This window comes from Sphingomonas sp. FW306-1B-B10E (assembly GCF_058782005.1).
Genome location: NZ_JBYSXG010000050.1, coordinates 13,906 through 33,872, shown reverse-complemented (window position 1 = coordinate 33,872; position 19,967 = coordinate 13,906). Strand labels below are relative to the sequence as shown.

Sequence of the window (19,967 nt, the reverse complement as noted above, 5' to 3'; positions counted from 1 at the left end):
CTTGCGGGAGGGGTCGGGGGAGGGGATACCAGTCGCGGGCGGCGTCGAGGAGGACGGCCCCTCCCCCTAACCCCTCCCGCAAGCGGAAGGGGACTTAGTTCGCCGAGTCCAGCGTCTCCACGGTCAGCCGGTCATTGGTGTAGACGCACAATTCGCCGGCGATCTTCATTGCCGACCGTGCGATCTTCTCGGCATCGGTCTCGTAATCGACCAGCGCGCGCGCCGCGGCGAGGGCGAAATTGCCGCCCGAGCCGATCGCGGCGACGCCGCCCTCGGGCTCGAGCACGTCGCCATTGCCGGTGACCACCAGGGTCACGTCCTTGTCGGCGACGATCAGCATCGCCTCGAGGTTGCGGAGATATTTGTCGGTGCGCCAGTCCTTGGCGAGCTCGACCGCGGCGCGGAGCAGCTGGCCCTGGTGGCGCTCGAGCTTGGCTTCGAGCCGCTCGAACAGGGTGAAGGCGTCGGCGGTCGCGCCGGCGAAACCGGCGATGACCTTGCCGTCACCGAGCGGTCGCACTTTGCGGGCATTGGGCTTCATCACGGTATTGCCCGCCGAGACCTGCCCGTCGCCCGCGATGACCACCTTGCCCGATTTGCGCACGGAGAGGATTGTCGTGCCGTGCCACGCATTGCTGTTGTTGCTCATAGGGCGGCGATATGGGGAGCCGTTTCGGCTGCGCAAAGGGGAGTTGGGAATGCGGTTGATCGTGGGACTGGCGTTGGCGATGCTGCTGGGCGCGGGCGTGCCTGCCTGGGCGCAGGCGCCGCTCAGAGTGATGAGCTTCAACATCCGCTACGCCAATGAGAGCGACGGCGCCAATGCGTGGAGCAAGCGCCGCGAAGTCACCGCGGCGATGCTCGAACGGACCGCGCCCGACCTGATAGGGACGCAGGAGCTGCTCAAGCTGCAGGGCGATTTCCTCGCGTCGCGGCTGAAGGGCTATGCCTGGTTCGGCGTCGGCCGGCGCGGCGGCGATGAAGACGAGCATATGGGAATCTTCTACCGCACCGATCGACTGCGGCTGATCGATTCGGGAAATTTCTGGCTGTCGGAGACGCCTGAGGTCCCGGGCAGTTCGGCCTGGGGCGCCGATCTGCCGCGGCTGGCGACCTGGGGTCTGTTCGAGACGATCCGGGGCAAAAGGCGCTTCTACGCGTTCGACACCCACCTCCCGCACCGCGAGCAGGACGAAGGTGCGCGCGAGAAGGGTGCGGCTTTGGTGCTGGAGCGCATCAAGGCGATCGCGGGCGACCTGCCGGTGGTGCTCACCGGCGACTTCAACACCGTGCCGGGAACCCCGACCTACCGGACGCTGAGCGCCCGGCTCACCGACGCGCGGGTGGCGGCGCCCAAGCGGGTGGGGCCGGACAAGACCTTCCACGGCTTCACCGGGGTGGCGGAAAAGCGGATCGACTGGATCTTCACGCGCGGGTTCGTCGCGAAGCGGGTGGAAACGGTGACCGATCACCAGGGCGAGGTGCAGACGTCGGACCACTTCCCGGTGCTGGCGGAGCTGGGCTGGACGCGGCGCTGAACGGGCGCCAGAGCAGTCCTTGTTCCCCGGCGAAGGCCGGGGCCCAGTTGCACGCGGATCGGGGAGCAGTACTCCGCGCGCGACTGCGTCGAACCTGGGCCCCGGCCTTCGCCGGGGAACATGAAAATTGAGGCGGAAGGACTTTCCAGCAATGCGCCACGACGACAACCTCACCTCCGACCGTCCCACCTTCGTCAGCCATCTCGAATGCTCGATGACCGGCGAGCGCTACGAGGCCGACCAGCTGCACGGCCTGTCCCGCGTCGGACGGCCGCTGCTGGTGCGCTACGACCTGGAAGGCGTGAAGGCCGCACTGACCCGCGAGACGCTCGCCGCGCGCCCTGCGGACCTGTGGAAATATCGCGAGCTGTTGCCGGTGCGGCATACCGCCAACATCGTCAGCCTCGGCGAGACCGCGACGCCGATCGTCCCGCTCGAAAAGGAGCCCGGCAATGTCTGGGTCAAGGACGAGGCTCGGCTGCCGACGGGCTCGTTCAAGGCGCGCGGGCTGGTGATGGCGATCGCGATGGCCAAGGAATTGGGCGTCACCACGATCGCGATGCCGACCAACGGCAATGCCGGCGCCGCGGCGGCGGCCTATGCGGCGCGCGCCGGGATCGAGGCGGTGATCTTCTGTCCCGACGACACCCCCGAGATCAACGTCCGCGAGATCGCCGCGCAGGGCGCGCGGGTGTACCGCGTCAACGGACTGATCGACGATTGCGGGAAGATCGTCGGCGCCGGCAAGGAGAAGCGCGGCTGGTTCGACCTGTCGACGCTCAAGGAGCCGTATCGGATCGAAGGCAAGAAGACGATGGGCCTCGAACTCGCCGAGCAATTCGGCTGGGAGCTGCCCGACGCGATCTTCTACCCCACCGGCGGCGGCACCGGGCTGATCGGCATGTGGAAGGCGTTCGACGAGATGGAGGCGCTCGGCTGGATCGGCAGCAAGCGCCCGCGCATGTACGCCGTCCAGGCCGAGGGCTGCGCGCCGATCGTGCGCGCGTTCGAGGCCGGCGAGCGCCATGCCACGCGCTGGGAGGATGCGCATACTGTGGCGGCGGGGATCCGCGTGCCGCAGGCGGTGGGCGACTTCCTGATCCTCGACGCGGTGCGCGCGAGCGGCGGCAAGGCGCTCGCGGTGAGCGATGCGGCTTTGATTCAGGCGGTCGAGGACGCGGGCAAGAAGGACGGGCTGCTGCTCTGCCCGGAGGGGGGCGCGACGCTGGCGGCATATCGTGCGGCGCTGACGGATGGGCTGGTCCGCGCGGAGGAAAAGATCGTTCTGTTCAACTGCGCGACCGGGCTCAAATACCCGCTGGCGGACCAGTCGCGGTTTCTCGGTCGGCACGCGCCGGTGGATTGGGCGAGCCTGTAGACATGGTGCCCCTGCGGAAGCAGGAGCCCATGTCAGTTGGCTGGCGACCTCCACCAGACCGTTCGATGACGTCATCGACGGTCCATTACCATTCTGCTTTCCATGTCGAGGGACTTTGGCGTGCGATTTCGCGCCCGCAAGCCGCTTACGGGCCCTGCGCTGCGACGATCCCAGGCAGCGGAGGCTAGCGGATCGAGCAGCACGATGCGGAAAGTCTCGGGGCGTTCGAGGTTATGATCTCTCCGTACCCAGACTTGGATGGCGCTACTCACCTCATCGTGATGGACGTTGTAGACAAGATCATTGTTCCGAAGGAAAGCGACCGCCGAAATCAGCAGCGCCTACGGTTTGCCCCATGGCGCCACACGCCAACGTATGCGCCTGCAATCGCCGATGCGGCAGTCGGCGGCCACCTCGACTCCGAAGAGGTGCGACCGCTCATGCGCATCGAGGCCTCGGCGTCACCGGCGCTGCCACGCCCGTACCGCCAGCAGGTGGAGAATTGACCGCAGGATGGCGCTCAACCTCTGCTCAACAGCTTCTATCCAAGCACCGGAGGAGGTGAACTAGGTTATCGTTTATTGGGGCAGTTGTCCCGCAAGCCTGTCAACCGTGCCACTCGATCGAGGTGCCGTAGGGATGGCAGGTCGCCAAATGGCGTGCCTCGCCGGTCGGCCATAGGGTCAGCCACAATTGGACTTCGCTGCGGTTGGGCGTCCATTCGAAGCTGATCCAGGCCACCGGACGCTCGGGCGTCGCGCGTGCGCCGGCCGCGGCGATCAGGTCGGTCGCGGCCTTGCGGTCGTCTGCGCTCAGATATTGCAGCACCATCGAATGGAACACCACGCGGCAGCGCCCTTCGGCCTGCGGCACGACGAGCTGCTCGGCGAGCCACGACACCGCGTCGGCGCGGGTGATCTGCGGCGGATGCTGCTGTGCGACCGCGATCGCGTTCTGCAGCCGCTCGGCACGCGCCGGCTGGTCGGCGAAGACGAACGACAGCAATCGGTCGCGCGTCGCTTCGTCGGCGACGTCGAGCGGGTAGAGGTCGACGCCCTGGGCCGCGAGCACCTCGATCGTCACCTGGGGTGGCGGCGCGCCGTGCCAAGTCGGCGCGATCTGCACTGCCGAGCCCGGCGTCCCCGCGCGCACGCCGCCTAGGTCATACGCGTAGCGCGCGAGGTTGAGGTTGAGCCCCGCGCTCGATCCCAGCTCGAGCAACTCGAACGGCAGACCGAACTGCGCGCCCGCGACCATCAGCGCCGACAGGATCGCCGCGGCGCGGTTGACTTCGTTGGTCTGGGTGGGCTGGCGCATCCAGTGCGCGATGAATTCGTCTTCGCTGACCAAGGCGGCGCAGAGCGCGCCGTCGAAATCGTCATGCTGACGCTTGTACAAGGTCTCGAGCCGCTGTGGGCGCCCTCGCCGTGCCAATGCGTGGATCGCGGCGTTGAACCGCATCGCCAGCGCCGCCGCCGAAGGATCGCCCGGCCAGCTCTCGATCAGTGCGGCGGTGCGCGGCGCGCGGCGGAGGTGCCGCTCGCCGGCTTCGAGCACCGAAGCGACGAATGGCGAGCCCAGCGCGCGCGCAATGTCCGCCTGGCGCGCAAACTCGCCCCGAGTCGCAAGATTGTCGGTCATATTCCTCCGGTCGTCGGATGTGGCGTCCGACGAGGTTACGCTAGATTGAGCTTCGGGCCGCCGCTCCGGCGGGGAGCTGCGGTCCGACACCGGCTCAGAAGGACTGCCAGTCGTCGTGGCTGTTGGTGCGCTTGAGCGCGGCCACCGCGGCGACGGGCAATTGCTTGACGGGACCATCGAAGCGGGCCTGGGTCTTGCTCGGACGGACGGAGCCCGACGAGCCGACGTTGAACCGCGACGCCTGCTCGCTGAGCGCGGCGACTTCGCCCGACAGGTTGCGTGCAGCGGCCGAGGTCTGCTCGACCATCGCGGCATTCTGCTGGGTCGACTGGTCCATCGTGCCGATCGCGATGCTGATCTCGGTGATCGCGGTCGACTGGGCCTGGTTGTCGCTCGCCATTTGGCCGAGCAGCTGATGGACCTCGCCGACGTCGCCCGAGATATCGGCGAGTGCGCCGTCGACCTTGCTGACCATCTCCACCGCCGCGACGATGTCGGTCTGGGTTGCGGTCAGCTGGTCGCGGGCACGGGCGGCTTCTTCTTCCGAGCGCATCGCGAGCGCGGACACGAGGTCGGCGACGACTGCGAAGCCGCGGCCTGCCTCGCCCGCGCGGCCTGCCTCGACCGCGGCGTTCATCGCGAGAACCCGCGTCTGGAAGGCGATCTTGTCGAGGCCTTCGATGACGCTATCGATGCCCTTGGCACCCTCTGCGACGCGACCCATTGCCTGGACCGCCTCGTCGGCGATCGCACGACCGCCCGAAACCGTGGCGATAGCGCCGTCGGCGCGCTCGACCGTGCGGCCTGCCGAGGCGGCGGTCGCCTTGAGACGGCCGTCCATCTGGGTGACCGCGGCCGAGGTCTGCTCGAGGCTCGCGGCATTGGCTTCGGTGCGGCGGGCGAGATCCTCGGACGCCTGGGCGATCTCGTTCGAACCGTCGCGGATCGTCGATGCGCTCTGCATCACGGTGCCGATCAGGCTGCGCAGCTCGGACACCGCGGCGTTGAAGTTGGTCTTCACGGTCGCATAGTCGCCCGGGAAGTCGCGGTTGATCTCGGCGGTGAGATTGCCGTTGGCGAGCTCGGAGAGCTGCGCCGACACCGTCTCGACGACCATCTTCTGCTCGGCTTCGGCGCGGGCGTTGGCAGCCTCGGCGGCGTGCTTGGCAACAGCGGCGTCGCGGAACACCAGCACGGCGCGTGCCATGTCGCCCAGCTCGTCGGCGCGATCGGTCTCGGGCACGGAGATGTCGTTCTTGCCGGCAGCCAGGTCGGCCATGGTCTTGGTCAGTGCGCTCACGGGCTTGGCGATCAGACCGGTCAGCATCATGGCGAGCGTGATCGCGATGCCGATCAGCGCGATCGCGCCGACGACGAGCACGAACAAAGCGCTCTTGATGGCGCCTTCCTGGCGCGCACCATTCTCTTCGATGAGCTTGGTCTGGGCGTCCTTGATCTCACGCAGGGGAAGCACGGCAGCGCTGGTCAGCACGGCCTTGCCGGCGGCGCGGACATCGGCCTCTGCGCCCTCTTGCTGGCCGGCCTTGACCTTGGCGATCAGGCGATCGCCCCATTCCTTGCGCCACTTGAGGGTTTCCTCGCGCGACTTGAGCAGAGCCTCCTTCTGCGCCGGCTCGACGAGCATCGCTTCGAGCTCGGTCGAGGCCTTGTCGTAATCGTCGCGACCTTCGTCGTACGACTTGAGATAGGTCTCGTCCGCGGTCACGAGGAACCCGCGGAACTGGCTGTTCTGCCGCAGCAGGGCGGTCTCCAGCGCCTGGGTCTTGGCGTGGATTTCCTGGCTGAGATTGTTCGCGTCGGTCGTGCTGCGGATCGACGAGATGTTGGTGTAGAACACCAGCATGACGATCGCCGCCGTCGCGCAGACCGTCAGGAACGACAGACCCAGCTTCCTCGGGATTTTCATCGACTTCAGCATGTTCGCTACTCTGCTCATCTAGTTTTTCATGTGCATTATAGGCCGCTCCCCGGAGGAAGCGGCCCAATGCCATCGTTTTCGTTGCGCCTCAGAACGAGAAGCGCAGCGAGCTCGAGATGGTGCGGCCGTTGACCGCACGGCCGTAGCCGATGCCGTTGGCCGGAATCGTCGCCTGCGAGATCTCGAAATAGCCCAGCGTGTTGAACAGGTTGTTCGCGTTCACGCTCAGCTGGACGTTCTCGGTCGGGTGGAACTGCACGAAGGCGTTGACCACCGTGAAGCCGGGCATGCGCAGCAGGTCGGTATCCTGCGCATAGCTCTTGGTCACGGTGACCGAGCTGGCGCCGAAGGTTGCCCATTTGGTGTCGACCTGCGGCATCAGCTGGAAGGTGAATTCCGGCTGGTGGCGCGGCTCGAGCCCGGTGATCGCCGCGTTGAGCATATCCTCGGTGATCTTCGACTTGGTCCAGGTCGCGCCGGCGTTGAGGCTGAACGGCCCCTTGCGGACGCTGCCCTCGAACTCGGCACCATAAGCGCGATAGGTGCGCGCGGTGCCGAGGCCGGTGCCCGACTGGATATTGTGGTCGTCCGAATTAGCGAGGAAGCCGACCAGGTTGAGCGCGACGCCCGCCTGGCGGAACTTCACGCCGCCCTCGAGCTGGCGCACCGTGTCATAGGCAGCCTTGTCGTTGACCAAGCCGCCGCTGTTCGGGTTGACCGACGGGGTGAACAGGATCTTGTCGGCATTGGCGCGGGCGCCGCGGCTGTAGCGGGCGAACACCGCCAGTTCCTCGGCGATGCGCCAGTTGATGCCGGTCGAATAGCTGAGATACTTATAGTCGTAATTGACCGGCGAGGGCTGGGTCAGCGGAAGCATCGCGGTCTGGCGTTCGGCCGGCGAAATCACGCCGTCACGGTTGAAGTCGACCGACGTGACCCCCGCACGCCCGCCGCCCAGATCGGCGCCGAACACCCTGCCGTTGACGCTGCCGATATCGTAGCGGACGCTGCCGCCGATCGCCACCTGGCCGAAACGGAAATTGACCGAGCCATAGGGTGCCGTGATGTCGTAATCGACGTCATAGGCGCGGTGCAGCAGAGCGCCCGAGTTCTGGACCGAGAAGGCGGAATAGCCGTTCTGCGTCATCAGGGTGCCAGCTGCGTTGCGCACGTCGATCAGCGCGGCGTTGCCGCCGCCCACGACGTCCTGGATCGCAGTCGAGTAGAGCCAGTCCATGTCGATCGTCTGCAACGTCTTGTAGACGCCGGCGGTGACCGTCAGCTCGCCGCCGCCCACCTTCCACATCCGGTTGGCGCGCAGATCGTTGGTGAAGTTGTCGAGCGAATGCAGCTTGACCTTGGCGAGGAAGTCGGCGGCGAGCAGGCCGTTGCCGTTGAGCGTCGTCGGGCTGGTGATCGCCTGGCCGGCGTTCGGCCCGCTGGCATAGCTCAGCGTCGAGCCCGGGCCGCCTATGAGAGTCGCGATCGCCGCGGCGGTGCTGACCGCGCCGGGAACGATGCGGTAGAGATCACCCGAATTGGCCGAGTAACGCGCGCGCTCGGTGATGCTCCAGCCGGCGACTTCGAACTGCGCCTCGAGACCGACCGACTTGGAGATGGCGTGCATCCCCTTGTGAAAATCCTCGGCAACCGGCTGGTTGTCGCGGTCGAGCGTGAGGAAGGTGCCGACGTAGCTCGAGTTCAGCGCGTCCTTGCGCGGGTCGAAGTTCGCAACCTGGTGAAACTCGGGCTTGTCGTTGGTGCCGCTGATCAGGACCGGTGCCGGGACATATTGCGGCGAGCGGTCGTCCAGCAGCTTGCCGTAGAGGCGGACGAAGCCGTTGTTGAACGAGCGGGTGACGTTGAACTTGAACTGGCCGCCGCGATAGCCGGTATAGCCGATGTCGCGCGGGCCTTCGCCGCTGCGGAAGAAGCCGCCGACATGGAAGCGCAGATCGTCGCTGAGCTTGGTGCCATATTCGAAGTCGACGCGCTTTTCGCCATAGTTCAGGCCGGTGGTCGCCTCGACCGTGCCGCCCTCGGCATCGCCGGTCTTCGAGATGAGGTTGATCACGCCGCCCGGCGAGTTCGACGCGAAGGTCGAAGCCGAACCGCCGCGGATGGCTTCGATCGCGGCGAGGTTGAGGTCGGCGCGCAGGAACACGTCCGAACCGGCGTTGAAGATGTCGCCGAACTCGAGCACGGGCAGGCCGTCTTCCTCGATCTGCATGTACTTCGAGCCGCCCGAGGCGAGCGGAAGACCGCGGATGGTGTAGTTGGAATTGCCTTCGCCCGACGCCGCCTCGACGCGGATGCCGGGGAGCTGGCGCAGGATCTCGCCGAGCGAGCGTGCGCCGAGCTTCTGGACTTCGGCTTCCTTCAGCGAGCTCGTCGAGATCGCGCTGTCGAGAATGTCGCGGCCCTTGGCGACACCGGTCGAGAAGACTTCCTTCTCCTGGACGGGCGCGGGCGCCTCGGCCTTGGGCTCTGCGGGCGCAGCGGGCTTGTCGCCTGCCAAGGCCGGCGTGGCGAGCGCGAACGGCGCCACCGACAACAACAGATACTTCTTCATAGGACACGACCCTTCGTTATAGGCGCCGCCGCACGACGCCGATTGGTAACGGCCCCCCCCAGGGCCTTGGAAAATGTGAAGTTCCGGGCCGCCCACCGGCGGCCCGGATGCGTCTCGGTCAGAAGTCGAAGCGGACCGATGCCGAGATCGTGCGTCCGTTGAGGACATGCGCACGCGCCACGCCCGTCGCCGGGATCACCGCATCGTCGATCGCCGTGATCGCGAGCTTGTCGAACAGGTTGCTGGCATTGACCGCCAGGGTCACCCGGTCGAGCGGCCGGAACTGGACGAACGCGTTGGTGGTGACGTAGCCCGGCACCTTCAACGTGTTGGTCGCAGTCGCATAGCTGCCGGTGGTGCCGACGATCACAGCGCCGACGCTGAACATGTCGGTGGTGATCTGCGGCGTCGCCTGGAAGATGAAGTGTGCCTGATGCTGCGGCGTGTTGCCGCTGATCGCCGGGGTGATCTGGTCATGGCTGATCTCGGCGTCGGTATAGGTGGCACCCGCGGTGAGGCTGAAGATGCCCATCCGATAGCCGCCCTCGAACTCGGCGCCGATCGCCTTATAGTCGCGCAGCAGCGGCGCGCCGGTGATCGAGTCGAGGTTCGAATCCTCGGCCTTGGCCCAGAAGCCGGTCAGGTTGAGCGTCAGATTGTCGTTGCGGTACTTAACCCCCGCCTCGGCCTGATGCACCGTGTCGACATCGGTTTCCTTGTTCACCAGGCTGCCATCGGTCGCGCTGATGAACGGGCTGAACTGGATGCGGTCGGCATTGGCGCGGCCGCCGCGGCTGTAGCGCGCGAACACCGCGAGCGGCTCCGCAATGCGCCAGTTCACCCCGACCGAGTAGCTCAGATAGCCATAGGTATAGTCGACCGGGGCGGGGCTGCCGAGCGGCAGCAGCGCGACCTGCATCTCGGGAACCGAGATCACGCCGTCCCCATTGACGTCCTTCGCGCCGGTGCCGATGCGGCCGCCGCCGAGATCGTAGCCGAGCACCGTGCCGCTCGCCTTGCCGAAATCGTAGCGGAGCGAGCCGCCGATCGCGACGTTGCCGAGCTTGAGGTTGGCCGAGGCGAACGGCGCGTTGGTGGTGTAGCCGAGATGGTAGCCGCGGTTGAACTGCGCCGGGTTGGTCGGCGAGCCGTAACGCAGCGTGCCGTCCTGGGTGACCTTGACGCCGGTCGGGGTGACGATGTCCAGCAGCTGCGCGTTGCCGTCGCTCGCCACGCCGCTGAGCACCGAGACCCAGTTCCAGTCGCTGTCGATCGTCTGGTGCGAGCTGTACAGGCCGACCGTGGTGGTCAGGTCGTTGCCGCCGACGTTCCACACGCGGCTGGCGCGGATGTCGTTGGTGACGTTGGTCAGGTCATGCAGGTCGGTGTCGGCGACCATCAGCAGCGCGCCGATGCCGTTGCCGTTGAGCGTGGTTGGGCTGGCGACGGCCTGGCCGGCGTTCGGGCCGCTCGCATAACGCAGCCGACCGGTCGGGACGCCGAACGCCGCCGGCATCGCCGCCGCGGGGACGAACTGCGCGTAATAGATGCCCATATAGTGGTTGGACATGTCGGCGTAGCGGAAGCGCTCGGTGATGTCGAAGCCAGCGACTTCGAACTTGCTCTCCACGCCGACCGACTTGACGATCGGGTGCTGACCAGCGGTGACGTCGTCGCGCACCGGCTGGTTGTTGCCGTCCAGCGTCAGCAGGCTCTGGAAGTTCTTCGAGAACAGCGAGTCATGACGCGCGTCATAGCCGGCAATGTTCTTGTAGACCGGGTTCTCGTTGGTCCCGCTCACCCCCAGCGCGGTGATGTCGTACGCCGGGGTGATGTCGTCCATGTACTTGCCGTAAAACCGGATATAGCCGCCATCGAACTCCTTGGTGATGTTCAGCTTGATCTGGCCGCCGCGGGTCGAGTTGAACCCGGTCGCGCGCGGTCCCTCGCCGTCGCGGTAGAAGCCGCCGACATGGAAGCGCAAGGTCGGGCTGATGTGCGCGCCGTAATCGAAGTCGATGCGGCGCATGTCATAGTCGAGGCCCGTCGAGAGCTGGACGGCGCCGCCGTCGGTGTCGCCGGTCTTCGAGATGAAGTTGACGATGCCGCCCGGCGAGTTCGACGCGAAGGTCGAGGCCGAGCCGCCGCGGATCGCTTCGACCGCGGCGAGGTTGAGGTCCGCGCGGAGGAAGGTGTCGGCAGTGGCGAAGGCGATGTCGCCGAATTCGAGGATCGGCAGGCCGTCTTCCTGGAGCTGCAGGAACTTGGCGCCGCTCGACGCGATCGGCAGGCCGCGGATCGTGATGTTGGCGCTGCCCTCGCCGGTCGAGGCTTCGGCGCGGATGCCGGGTACGTCGCGGAGGATCTCGGCGATCGAGCGCGCGCCGATCTTGTCGATCTCGCTGGCGCGCAGCGCGCTGGTCGAGGTGGCGCTGTCGAGACGGTCGCGGCCCTTGGCGACGCCGGTCGAAAAGACTTCTTCGTTGCCGGCCTTCTTGGGCGCGGCCTCGGCTTCCTGCGAGGCGGGGGCTGCCGGCGCGTCCTTGGCGAGCGCGGGGGAAACCAGAGCGAACGGCGCGACGGCCGCGAGGAGATACTTCTTCATGTCGTTCTAACCTTGCTGGAGCGGTCTTCTGACGCGCTCGGGGTATGTGGCGGCGCGCTCCGCATGCGCGGGACACGAGCGTAGGTTCCGGGCCGCGCAGACGCGGTCGGAGGTTGGTTCAGAAATCGCGAGTGGAAATCAGAAATTTGGTTCGCCGGAGCTCACAAATATCGCCCCGGCATGCGCGGCCATCAAAAATGTGCGCGGCGCTGAAGGAAAGGTCTCGATGTGATCTCGTAATGCTCCCAGACGAATATTTTTATGATGATCCGTTATAGGAAGGAGCGGAAGCGATCCGCCGCCGATCTTTTCGAATTTACCAATATTGCCCTGTCGGATGGACGCCGTTCTCTGGGGAGGAGGTGGCCGCTACCGCATTTTATCTGAGGCTCACGAAGGTCTATGTTAACCATCGCCGTCTACGCGAGGGCCTGCTGAGCGTGCGCTCGCCAAGCGCGGAAAAGAGCGGCTTGAAGAGTGAGAGCCTCAAGGCTGCAGCGCGGATCGACCCCGCAACCGACAAATCGATCCGAACAGCTGCGCGACAGGACCGGCAATAGTCCTCGTGCCGCTTGCCTCTGTCTTCCCGCGCAGGCACCCTGTGGCGACCCGAACCGGAGGGACGCCGATGAAGCTGCCGACCGACGCTTTCCCGATCGCTCGCCGGGCGTTGCTCGGCGCAGGGGCGGCGGGGCTCGCCACCGCGGTGTTCGCGCGCCCCGCGGAGCCGACGATTCCTATGGTCGACACCCTCGAGCTGCAGGTGCTGGTCGACAATGCGGTCTTCGGCCCGTTCCTCCCCGATTTCGACCGGCCGGGGCTGAGGCTAGCCCGCAACGGCGGCCGCGGCCCCGCTAGCCCAACCATGTCGCGCCGGGCGCTGCAGGCCGAGTTCGGGCTGTCGCTGCTCGCCACCTCGCAGCGCAGCGGACGCACCGCGCGCGTGCTCGTCGATTTCGGCTATTCGCCGGAAACGCTGCGCAACAACCTCGCATTGCTCGGGATCGATCTCTCGGATCTCGACGCCGCGGTGCTCAGCCACGGGCATCTCGATCATTATGGCGGGTTCGCCGGCGTGTTCGGTGCCGAGGCGCGGCGGCGGCCGGTGCCGCTCTATGTCGGCGGCGAGGAAGTGTTCTGCGAGCGACTGGCGCTGGTCGGCACGCCGCCGCCGCTGATGGGCGCACTCGATCGCACCGCGCTTGCCCACGCCGGCTTCGCGGTGCGCATCGCGCCCGAGCCAGCAGTGATCGAGGACCAGGCCTTCACCACCGGCAAGATCCCGCTCGCCAGCTTCGAGCGCGCGGCGATCCCCACCCAGATGCGTCCCGGCAAGGGCTGCGACCTTGCTGGATTGGCGCCCGAGAAGCGCGGCGTCGCGCAGCTTCCCGACGATGGCGAGCACGAGCTCGCCACCTGCTATGCGGTCAAGGGCCTCGGCCTGGTCGTGATCGCTTCGTGCAGCCACCGCGGCGTGATCAACAGCATCCGCCAGGCGCAGAAGATCTCGGGGATCGACAAGGTCCATGCCGTGGTCGGCGGCTTCCATCTGGTCCGCCCGCGCACCGAGGACGAGGCGCGGCGCACCGTCGCCGAGCTCAAGGCGATCGACCCCGCCTGGATCGTGCCGATGCACTGCACCGGCGACGTGTTCATCCAGGAGGCGCTGCGGGTGATGCCCGACAAGGTCGTCCGCACCTATGTCGGAAACCGGCTGACCTTCGCGGTGGGCTGATGCATCACGCCTCGAGCATCGCCACCAAGGCATCGGCGGCGCGGCTTACCTGCGCCCATACCGCTTCGAAGTCGCTCGCGTTGCCATAATAGGGATCGCGTACCGCCTGCCCGGCGCAGCCCGGGACGTGATCCATCAGCAGCGCGATCCGCGCGGTGCTCCGCCGCGGCGCCATCCGGTGCAGGTCGAGCAAGTTCTGCGGATCGAGTGCGAGGATATGGTCGAACCGAGTGAAATCGTCGCCGCGCACCCGCCGCGCGCGCTTCCCCGACAGGTCGACGCCGTGCGCCAAAGCGACGGCGATGCTGCGCGGGTCGGGCGGCTTGCCGATATGCCATTCGCCGGTCCCAGCCGATTCCGCCACCGCCTCCAGCCCCGCCCGCCGCGCCGCTTCGCGAAACGCCGCCTCGGCCAGCGGCGAGCGGCAGATATTTCCGAGGCAGACGAATAGCAGAGATGGCGGGCGCAGCGGAAATCCCCTCTTTCGTAAACGCGGTATGCTCTGCTAGCCTCGTTTCCAGAGGCTTCGCACGAGCGCGGCCCGTGCCGCCCTTACGGCATGCGCGACAGGGAGGGAATGGATGACCGGATCGAGCGTGCCTCCAGTCGATGCGAAGGCCGGGCCCTATGCCTGGTATGTCCTGGTCGTGCTGTTTCTCGTCTACGCACTCAACTTCATCGACCGCCAGATCCTGACCATCCTGGCGCCGCACATCCGCCGCGACCTTGGGCTCAGCCATGCCGATATCGGATTTCTCTACGGTACCGCCTTCGGGGTGTTCTACGCCTTGTTCGGTATCCCGCTCGGCCGGCTCGCCGACAGCTGGCATCGCGTCCGGCTGATGACGATCGGGCTTGCGCTGTGGTCGACGATGACGGCGCTTTCAGGCCTTTCGCGCAACGGCCTCCAGCTCGCCGCGGCCCGCATCGGCGTCGGCGTCGGCGAGGCGACGGCGAGCCCTTCGGCCTATTCGCTGATCTCGGACTGGTTTCCCAAGCGCCAGCGCGCGACCGCGCTCGCCATCTATTCGGCGGGAATCTATTTCGGCGGCGGCTTCTCGTTGTTTCTCGGCGGCGCGATCGTCGATTGGTGGAACGCGGCCTATCCCGGCGGCGGGCCTGGCGGACTGGTCGGCTGGCAGGCGGCATTCATGGCCGTCGGACTGCCGGGCCTCGTCCTTGCGCTCTGGGTATTGACCCTGCGCGAGCCGATGCGCGGCCAGTCGGAGGGATTGCGCGCGCCGCGGCACCCAGCGCCGTTCCGCAGCTTCCTTGAGGATCTGCTGACGATCCTTCCACCGCTCACCCTGATCGGCGCGGCGCGAAATGGTGCCGGAGCATTGCTGCGCAACCTCGTCGTCCTCGCGCTGGTCGCCGCGGCGGTCTATGCGCTCGCCGGCCTCGATGGCCCGAAGTCGCTGCCGCAGTGGCTCGCGGTCGGCATCGGCGTCTACGCGGTGTACAGCTGGTCGGCGGCGCTGCGCCACCGCGACGCCCCGACTTTCGCGCTGATCCTCGGCACGCCTGCATTTCTCGCTGTGGTGCTGGCTTATGGGCTCAATGCCTTCCTCGCTTATGCCGTGGCCGGGCTCGCCCCGAGCTATGCGGTACAGGTCTTCGGCATTACCAGCCGCGAGGCCGGGCTATGGATCGGCGGACCCGCGATCCTCGCCGGCTTCCTCGGCGTGACGCTGGGCGGGATCGCCGCCGACCGGCTGCGCCGGCGCTGGCCATCGGGGCGGATCATGGTAGTGTTGTTAGGCAGCCTCGCGCCCATCCCGACTCTGGTGATCGCCTTTACCACCGCCGACAAGTCGCTATTCTACGCGATGCTGCCCGCGACCCAGGTCCTGGCGAGCTGCGCGCTCGGCGCGGCCGCCGCGGCGACGCAGGACCTGGTATTGCCCCGCATGCGCGGCACCGCCACCGCCGCCTTTTTCATCGGCACGACGCTGATCGGGCTGGCGATGGGGCCGTATCTCGCCGGCCGCGTCGCCGACCTCACCGGCAGCCTGTCGACCGGAATCCTCTCGCTGCTGGCGACCCTGCCGCTGGCGGCAGGCGCTGCAATCGCCGCGCTCCGGCTGGTTCCTGCCGCCGAGGCGAGCCGCGAGGCGCGCGCACGCGCGGCGGGGGAGCCGCTATGACTGCTGTTCCGCAGGGCGCCGAAATCGCCCGCCCGTTCGTTCCGGCGCGCGACTTCGCATTGAGCAAGCGATTCTATCAGGCGCTCGGCTTCACCACCCTGCTCGACGGCGAGGCGGCGATCTTTGCGATCGGGGCGAGCAGCTTCATCCTCCAGAACTATTATCAGAAGGACAGGGCCGAGAATTTCATGATGCAGCTGATGGTCGACGATCTCGATGCGTGGTGGCGCCATATCGAGACGCTCGATCTGCCTGCGGCGTTCGGCGTACCTTCGCCGCGCGCGCCGGCGCTCCAGCCCTGGGGATTGCGGGTTGCCTATGTCGTCGATCCGTCAGGCGTGCTGTGGCACGTCGCTGAACGCCGCGACGACAATTCCTCCGACTAGCGCGCCTCCGCCGCCACGAAGCGGGCACGGTCGGGGCGACCGGGCCGCGCGCCGGGGCTGGTCGCCGAGACCTGTCCGCTCGCCGGGTCGACCGTGAGATAGCGATTGGTAACGAGCGACATCAGCATCGGCTCGCCATAGATCGTCTCCATCCATTGGAAGGTCTCGGCAGCGCTTGCTGCGCCCGGCTTCAACCACGCATCGCCGGTCGCGGTGATCGAGACGTGGCCGCCGGCGAGCGCCAGCGCCACGCGTCCCTGTCCGCGATCGATCACGCGAAAGCGCGCCGCATCGCCTTCGCGCGCGACGACCGACCCCTCCTGCTCAGCCAGCGCCAGCGTCGAGCCTTGCAACGTCAGCGTCACCGTCCTGCCCAGCGGGATCGGGTGCATCAGCCCGGTAGGGTTGGGCTCGGCCACCGCGAAGCTGTCGAAATCGGCGAAGCCGCCCGGTCGCCCCCGGTCGTTATAGGCGAACAGCGCATAGCGGATGCCCTGAAAGGTCTTGAGCTGAAACGCCATGACGAACGGGTCGCCGATCGGCGTGAAGGCCTTGCCGTCCAGGCTGTAGGCGAACCGCGCCTGCTCGGTCAGATAGTCGCATTCGGCGCGCAGCCAGATGCGATTGCCGGCGAACGGCACGCGCACCGTCCTGTCGCCTGATTGGTCGTGAAAGTCGATCGCCAGCCGGCCGGCCTCGCGCCGCACTCCCAAGGTGCGCCATGGTAGCCCGAGCAGGCCCAGTCCGGCGACGTCGCCGTCGCGCAGACCCCTGGTCTCGAGCACCGCTGTCGGAGTCGAGCGCGGCCCGATCGCGCGCTGGGTCAGCGAATTGCGCGCCGCCAGGAAATCGGTTGCGGCCAGGCTGTGCAGCCGCAGGAAGCCGCGCCGCTCGCGCAGCGACCAGCGCGTATCGTCGGGGACATGGTTCCACTGCCACACCCGGCCGAGCGCTGGGCCGGCAAAATCGTCGCCGCGCGCATAGGGCGCGAACGGCTTCTGGCGCACGCTGATTGCCGGCTTGATCCAGGTCCGCGGCGTTCGCCCGAGATTGCCGGGCAGCCCGAAATAGGGCCAGCCGTCCTGCCACGTCACCGGAGACAGGCCGGTCAACCGCCCGAGCGAATTATAGTCCATCATCGAGAAGCCCCACCACTCGCCTCCCGGCGTCTGCACCAGCCCGCCCTGGTGGAGGACGTTGCGCCCCGGGGCGGTGGTTGGCGCGGTGATGTCGAAGGGCGGGGTGGGGGCGCCGCGGTGGCGATAGCCTTCCGCGCTGCCCCAACCCTCGTCGAGGCTGACCGCGTGGTTGACTTCGTATGGCCCGTAGGGTGTGTCGGCTCGCGCCACCGGCATCCGCATCCGTCCCGAATACCAGGCGCTGGTGATCAGATAGCGCCCGTCGATCTTGTAGAGATGCGCGCCTTCGCCCATCCCCTGATCGGCGGTGATGATCACGCGTTCGCTGCCGGGGACGATATCATCGAGCGCGGCGTTCAATTGCGCCATCCGCACGTCGCGATAGCCCCAGACCGCATAGACCTTGCCGTCATCGTCGAACAGCACGCCGAGATCGTGGAGCGAGCGCTTCATCGGCGTGCGCGTCCACGGGCCTGCCGGATTGGTCGCGCGGAAGACCTGGGTAGTGTGGCCGTTGACGTTGGAGAAAATGTAGAAAATGCCGTCATGGTAGCGGAAGCTCGGCGCCCAGATCCCTTGACCGTACATGCTCTTGCCGCCCTCGAGCCGCGCCTCGGGGCCAAGATCGAGCCGGTCGAAGGCATAGCCGAGCAATTCCCAGTTCACGAGATCGCGCGAATGGAGGATCGGCAGCCCCGGCATCGTGTGCATCGTCGTGCCGGTCAGGTAATAATCCTGGCCCACCCGGATCATGTCGGGGTCGGAGAATTCGTCGTAGAACAGCGGATTGGTGAAAGTGCCGTCGCCATTGTCGGCGGTCCAGGTCTGTGCCGTGACGGGCAGCGCCACGAGGCACAGCAACATCGCCGCCGCCAGCCGCAAGATCCCGAACATGCCCCCTCCACGCGCTATCGGCGCCGATCGCTATTGGCGCGCGCGTACGGCTGTCAATCGACTTGTCCGACTAATCGGAGCGCGCACGCCGTGAGACCAGGCGTCTAGCGCAGGTTGCGGCCTTCGAGGCTCAGGCGTTCGTAGCGCTCCGCCATCACGAGATGCGCGTGGCGCGCGGCGGGATGCATCTGGCGCAAAGCTGCTTCCCGCTCACGGCGGGCGCGGGTTTGGAAGTAGATCGAATCGGACATGGCGAATTCCCCAATCGCCCGACCGAAGGTGACACAAAAATCCTCTATTTCAAGGCGATAGTGATTCGCAACAAGCACGCGCGGCTAACGTGGCGACGAAGCGCGATTTTCGGAGTCGCTATTACGCTCTGCACGCAGCGATACTGCCGCATCCGCCTCGTCGATTGCGCGCAGCAGATCTTCGAATTTCCCATCGTCCGATATCGGGAAGCAACGCTTGAACCCGCTTCCCAGCCTTTCGAGGTCGCGGTTCGTCAATAGACCGACCGCGACGATATGTTCTTGCGCCAATGCCCAAACTCCGGCGAACTCGTGCTGCATTAACGAGAGTTAGCCTCGTTTGTGCCAACGGATCGTCGATTTAGCGCTTCAATATATCGAGCGCCGCGGCGGTCATCGCTTCGGTGGCGGTGGCGATCACCGCTTCGGCCTCGGGGGCCCAGAAGGGGCTATGAAGCGACGGCAGCGTGTCCTTGCCGGTCTGCGCCGCGTCCCATTTGGCCCTGGGCACGCCGCCGACCCAGAAGATCATGCTCTGGATCGACTTGTCGGCGAGATAGTAGCGGCTGAAATCCTCGCCGCCCATCACCGCGGGCGTGTCGACGACGCGATCCTTGCCGAAGCGGCTGGTCCACAGCGCATGGAGTCGGCCGGTGAGCGGCTCGGTGTTGAAGGTCGAGGGGGTGCCCTCGTTGCGGACTGTGACCATCGGCATGCGATCCTCGGGGATGCCCGCGGCGATCGCTTCGCCCTTGGCGATGCGCGCGATGCCGTCGAGCAGCTTCTGGCGCACTTCGGGCGTGTAGCTGCGCACGGTGAGCAGCATCGTCACTTCCTTGCCGATGATGTTGTGCGTCGAGCCGCCATGGAAGCTGCCGACGGTGACCACCGCGGCGTCCTGCGGGTCAATCTCGCGGCTGACCAGGGTCTGGAGCGTGGTCACGATCCGCGCGGCGAGGACGATCGGGTCGCGCGTGGTCTGTGGATAGGCGCCGTGGCCGCCAACGCCCGAGACCTTGATGTCGACCGAATCGACATTGGCGAGCGCATAGCCCGAGCGTACGCCGACGGTGCCGGCGGGAAGCGAGGCCGAATCGTGGAAGGCCAGCGCAAATTGCGGCTTGGGAAAGCGGGTGAACAGCCCGTCCTCGAGCATCATCCGCGCGCCCATGCCGCGCTCCTCGGCGGGCTGGGCGATCATCACGACGGTGCCGTGCCATTGACCCTTCATCGCGGCGAGATTGCGCAAGGTGCCGATCCAGCTCGCCATGTGCGTATCGTGGCCGCAGGCATGCATCACGCCGGTCTCGATGCCTTCGTCGTTGGTGGTGCGGACCTTGGACGCAAAAGGCAGGCCGGTGTCCTCGGTGACCGGCAGCCCGTCCATGTCGGCACGGATCAGCAGGATCGGACCCGCGCCGTTCTTGAGCACCGCGACTACCCCGGTGCCGCCGACCTTCTCGGTGACCTCGAAGCCGGCCTTGCGCGCCTCTGCCGCGAGCTTGGCGGCGGTCTCGACCTCGTGGAGGCTGAGCTCGGGATGCGCGTGAAAGTCGCGGTAGAAATCCATCAGCTGGGGGAGCGAACGCTGCGTCGCATCGCGGACCGGATCGGCGGCGAGGGCAGGGGCGGCGAGGGTCATGGCGAGGGCTGCCGTAAGGAGGGTGCGCATCCCGCGAGGCTATGCGGGGGTGCCGGTCTTGTCGAGGCCCCTAGCGACGACGCGGAAAGCCGAGTAGGCG

General features: G+C 66.9%; 16 protein-coding genes. 6 read left to right on the top strand and 10 right to left on the bottom strand.

Annotated elements, in window-relative coordinates; translation table 11 throughout:
- Positions 1–94: 94 nt before the first annotated feature.
- Positions 95–649, bottom strand: coding sequence for an ATP-dependent protease subunit HslV (gene hslV / locus AC3WJI_RS17160; protein WP_492758500.1), 555 nt, complete (start codon positions 647–649; stop codon positions 95–97).
- Between the two features lie 49 nt (positions 650–698).
- On the opposite strand from hslV, the gene AC3WJI_RS17155 reads away from it, so the two are divergent.
- From AC3WJI_RS17155 to AC3WJI_RS17145, 3 genes are all read left to right on the top strand, one after another.
- A complete protein-coding gene (locus AC3WJI_RS17155; protein ID WP_492758499.1) occupies positions 699–1,538 on the top strand; it encodes an endonuclease/exonuclease/phosphatase family protein in 840 nt (279 codons plus the stop codon).
- A gap of 151 nt (positions 1,539–1,689) precedes the next feature.
- Positions 1,690–2,916, top strand: a complete 1,227-nt coding sequence (locus tag AC3WJI_RS17150; protein WP_492758498.1) for a threonine synthase — start codon at positions 1,690–1,692, stop codon at positions 2,914–2,916.
- A gap of 281 nt (positions 2,917–3,197) precedes the next feature.
- Positions 3,198–3,422, top strand: a complete 225-nt coding sequence (locus AC3WJI_RS17145) for a hypothetical protein (protein WP_492758497.1) — start codon at positions 3,198–3,200, stop codon at positions 3,420–3,422.
- A 100-nt stretch (positions 3,423–3,522) separates the two neighbouring features.
- On the opposite strand, the gene AC3WJI_RS17140 is transcribed toward AC3WJI_RS17145, so the two are convergent.
- The 4 genes from AC3WJI_RS17140 to AC3WJI_RS17125 all read right to left on the bottom strand — a co-directional run bounded on the left by AC3WJI_RS17140 (position 3,523) and on the right by AC3WJI_RS17125 (position 11,673).
- Positions 3,523–4,557, bottom strand: a complete 1,035-nt coding sequence (locus tag AC3WJI_RS17140; protein WP_492758496.1) for a DUF2332 domain-containing protein — start codon at positions 4,555–4,557, stop codon at positions 3,523–3,525.
- A 94-nt stretch (positions 4,558–4,651) separates the two neighbouring features.
- On the bottom strand, positions 4,652–6,496 hold the full coding sequence (locus tag AC3WJI_RS17135; protein WP_492758495.1) for a methyl-accepting chemotaxis protein: 1,845 nt from the start codon (positions 6,494–6,496) through the stop codon (positions 4,652–4,654).
- 88 nt (positions 6,497–6,584) lie between these two features.
- Positions 6,585–9,068 carry a TonB-dependent receptor domain-containing protein gene (locus AC3WJI_RS17130; RefSeq protein ID WP_492758494.1) on the bottom strand — a complete coding sequence of 828 codons (2,484 nt, stop codon included), beginning with the start codon at positions 9,066–9,068 and terminating at the stop codon, positions 6,585–6,587.
- 118 nt (positions 9,069–9,186) lie between these two features.
- Positions 9,187–11,673: a TonB-dependent receptor domain-containing protein gene (locus AC3WJI_RS17125; RefSeq protein WP_492758493.1), complete on the bottom strand. Its 2,487-nt coding sequence runs from the start codon at positions 11,671–11,673 to the stop codon at positions 9,187–9,189.
- Between the two features lie 628 nt (positions 11,674–12,301).
- Here AC3WJI_RS17125 and AC3WJI_RS17120 point away from each other — a divergent pair.
- On the top strand, positions 12,302–13,408 hold the full coding sequence (locus tag AC3WJI_RS17120; protein WP_492758492.1) for an MBL fold metallo-hydrolase: 1,107 nt from the start codon (positions 12,302–12,304) through the stop codon (positions 13,406–13,408).
- Positions 13,409–13,412: 4 nt separating this feature from the next.
- Here the strand turns inward: AC3WJI_RS17120 and AC3WJI_RS17115 are convergent, their stop codons facing one another.
- Complete coding sequence (locus tag AC3WJI_RS17115; RefSeq protein ID WP_492758504.1) at positions 13,413–13,862, bottom strand: low molecular weight protein-tyrosine-phosphatase; 450 nt, start codon at positions 13,860–13,862, stop codon at positions 13,413–13,415.
- 127 nt (positions 13,863–13,989) lie between these two features.
- Here AC3WJI_RS17115 and AC3WJI_RS17110 point away from each other — a divergent pair, with 127 nt between their 5' ends.
- On the top strand, positions 13,990–15,555 hold the full coding sequence (locus AC3WJI_RS17110) for a spinster family MFS transporter (protein ID WP_492758491.1): 1,566 nt from the start codon (positions 13,990–13,992) through the stop codon (positions 15,553–15,555).
- On the top strand, positions 15,552–15,941 hold the full coding sequence (locus AC3WJI_RS17105) for a VOC family protein (RefSeq protein ID WP_492758490.1): 390 nt from the start codon (positions 15,552–15,554) through the stop codon (positions 15,939–15,941). The genes AC3WJI_RS17110 and AC3WJI_RS17105 overlap by 4 nt, the downstream gene beginning before the upstream one ends.
- On the opposite strand, the gene AC3WJI_RS17100 is transcribed toward AC3WJI_RS17105, so the two are convergent.
- From AC3WJI_RS17100 to AC3WJI_RS17085, 4 genes are all read right to left on the bottom strand, one after another.
- Positions 15,938–17,974, bottom strand: a complete 2,037-nt coding sequence (locus AC3WJI_RS17100; RefSeq protein ID WP_492758489.1) for a family 43 glycosylhydrolase — start codon at positions 17,972–17,974, stop codon at positions 15,938–15,940. The genes AC3WJI_RS17105 and AC3WJI_RS17100 overlap by 4 nt on opposite strands.
- Positions 17,975–18,078: 104 nt before the next feature.
- The gene (locus AC3WJI_RS17095; RefSeq protein ID WP_492758488.1) at positions 18,079–18,225 is read right to left on the bottom strand and encodes a hypothetical protein; all 147 of its coding nucleotides are present in this window, start codon (positions 18,223–18,225) and stop codon (positions 18,079–18,081) included.
- An 84-nt stretch (positions 18,226–18,309) separates the two neighbouring features.
- A complete protein-coding gene (locus AC3WJI_RS17090; RefSeq protein ID WP_492758487.1) occupies positions 18,310–18,546 on the bottom strand; it encodes a hypothetical protein in 237 nt (78 codons plus the stop codon).
- A 40-nt stretch (positions 18,547–18,586) separates the two neighbouring features.
- On the bottom strand, positions 18,587–19,897 hold the full coding sequence (locus AC3WJI_RS17085) for an amidohydrolase (protein ID WP_492758486.1): 1,311 nt from the start codon (positions 19,895–19,897) through the stop codon (positions 18,587–18,589).
- Positions 19,898–19,967 lie beyond the last annotated feature (70 nt).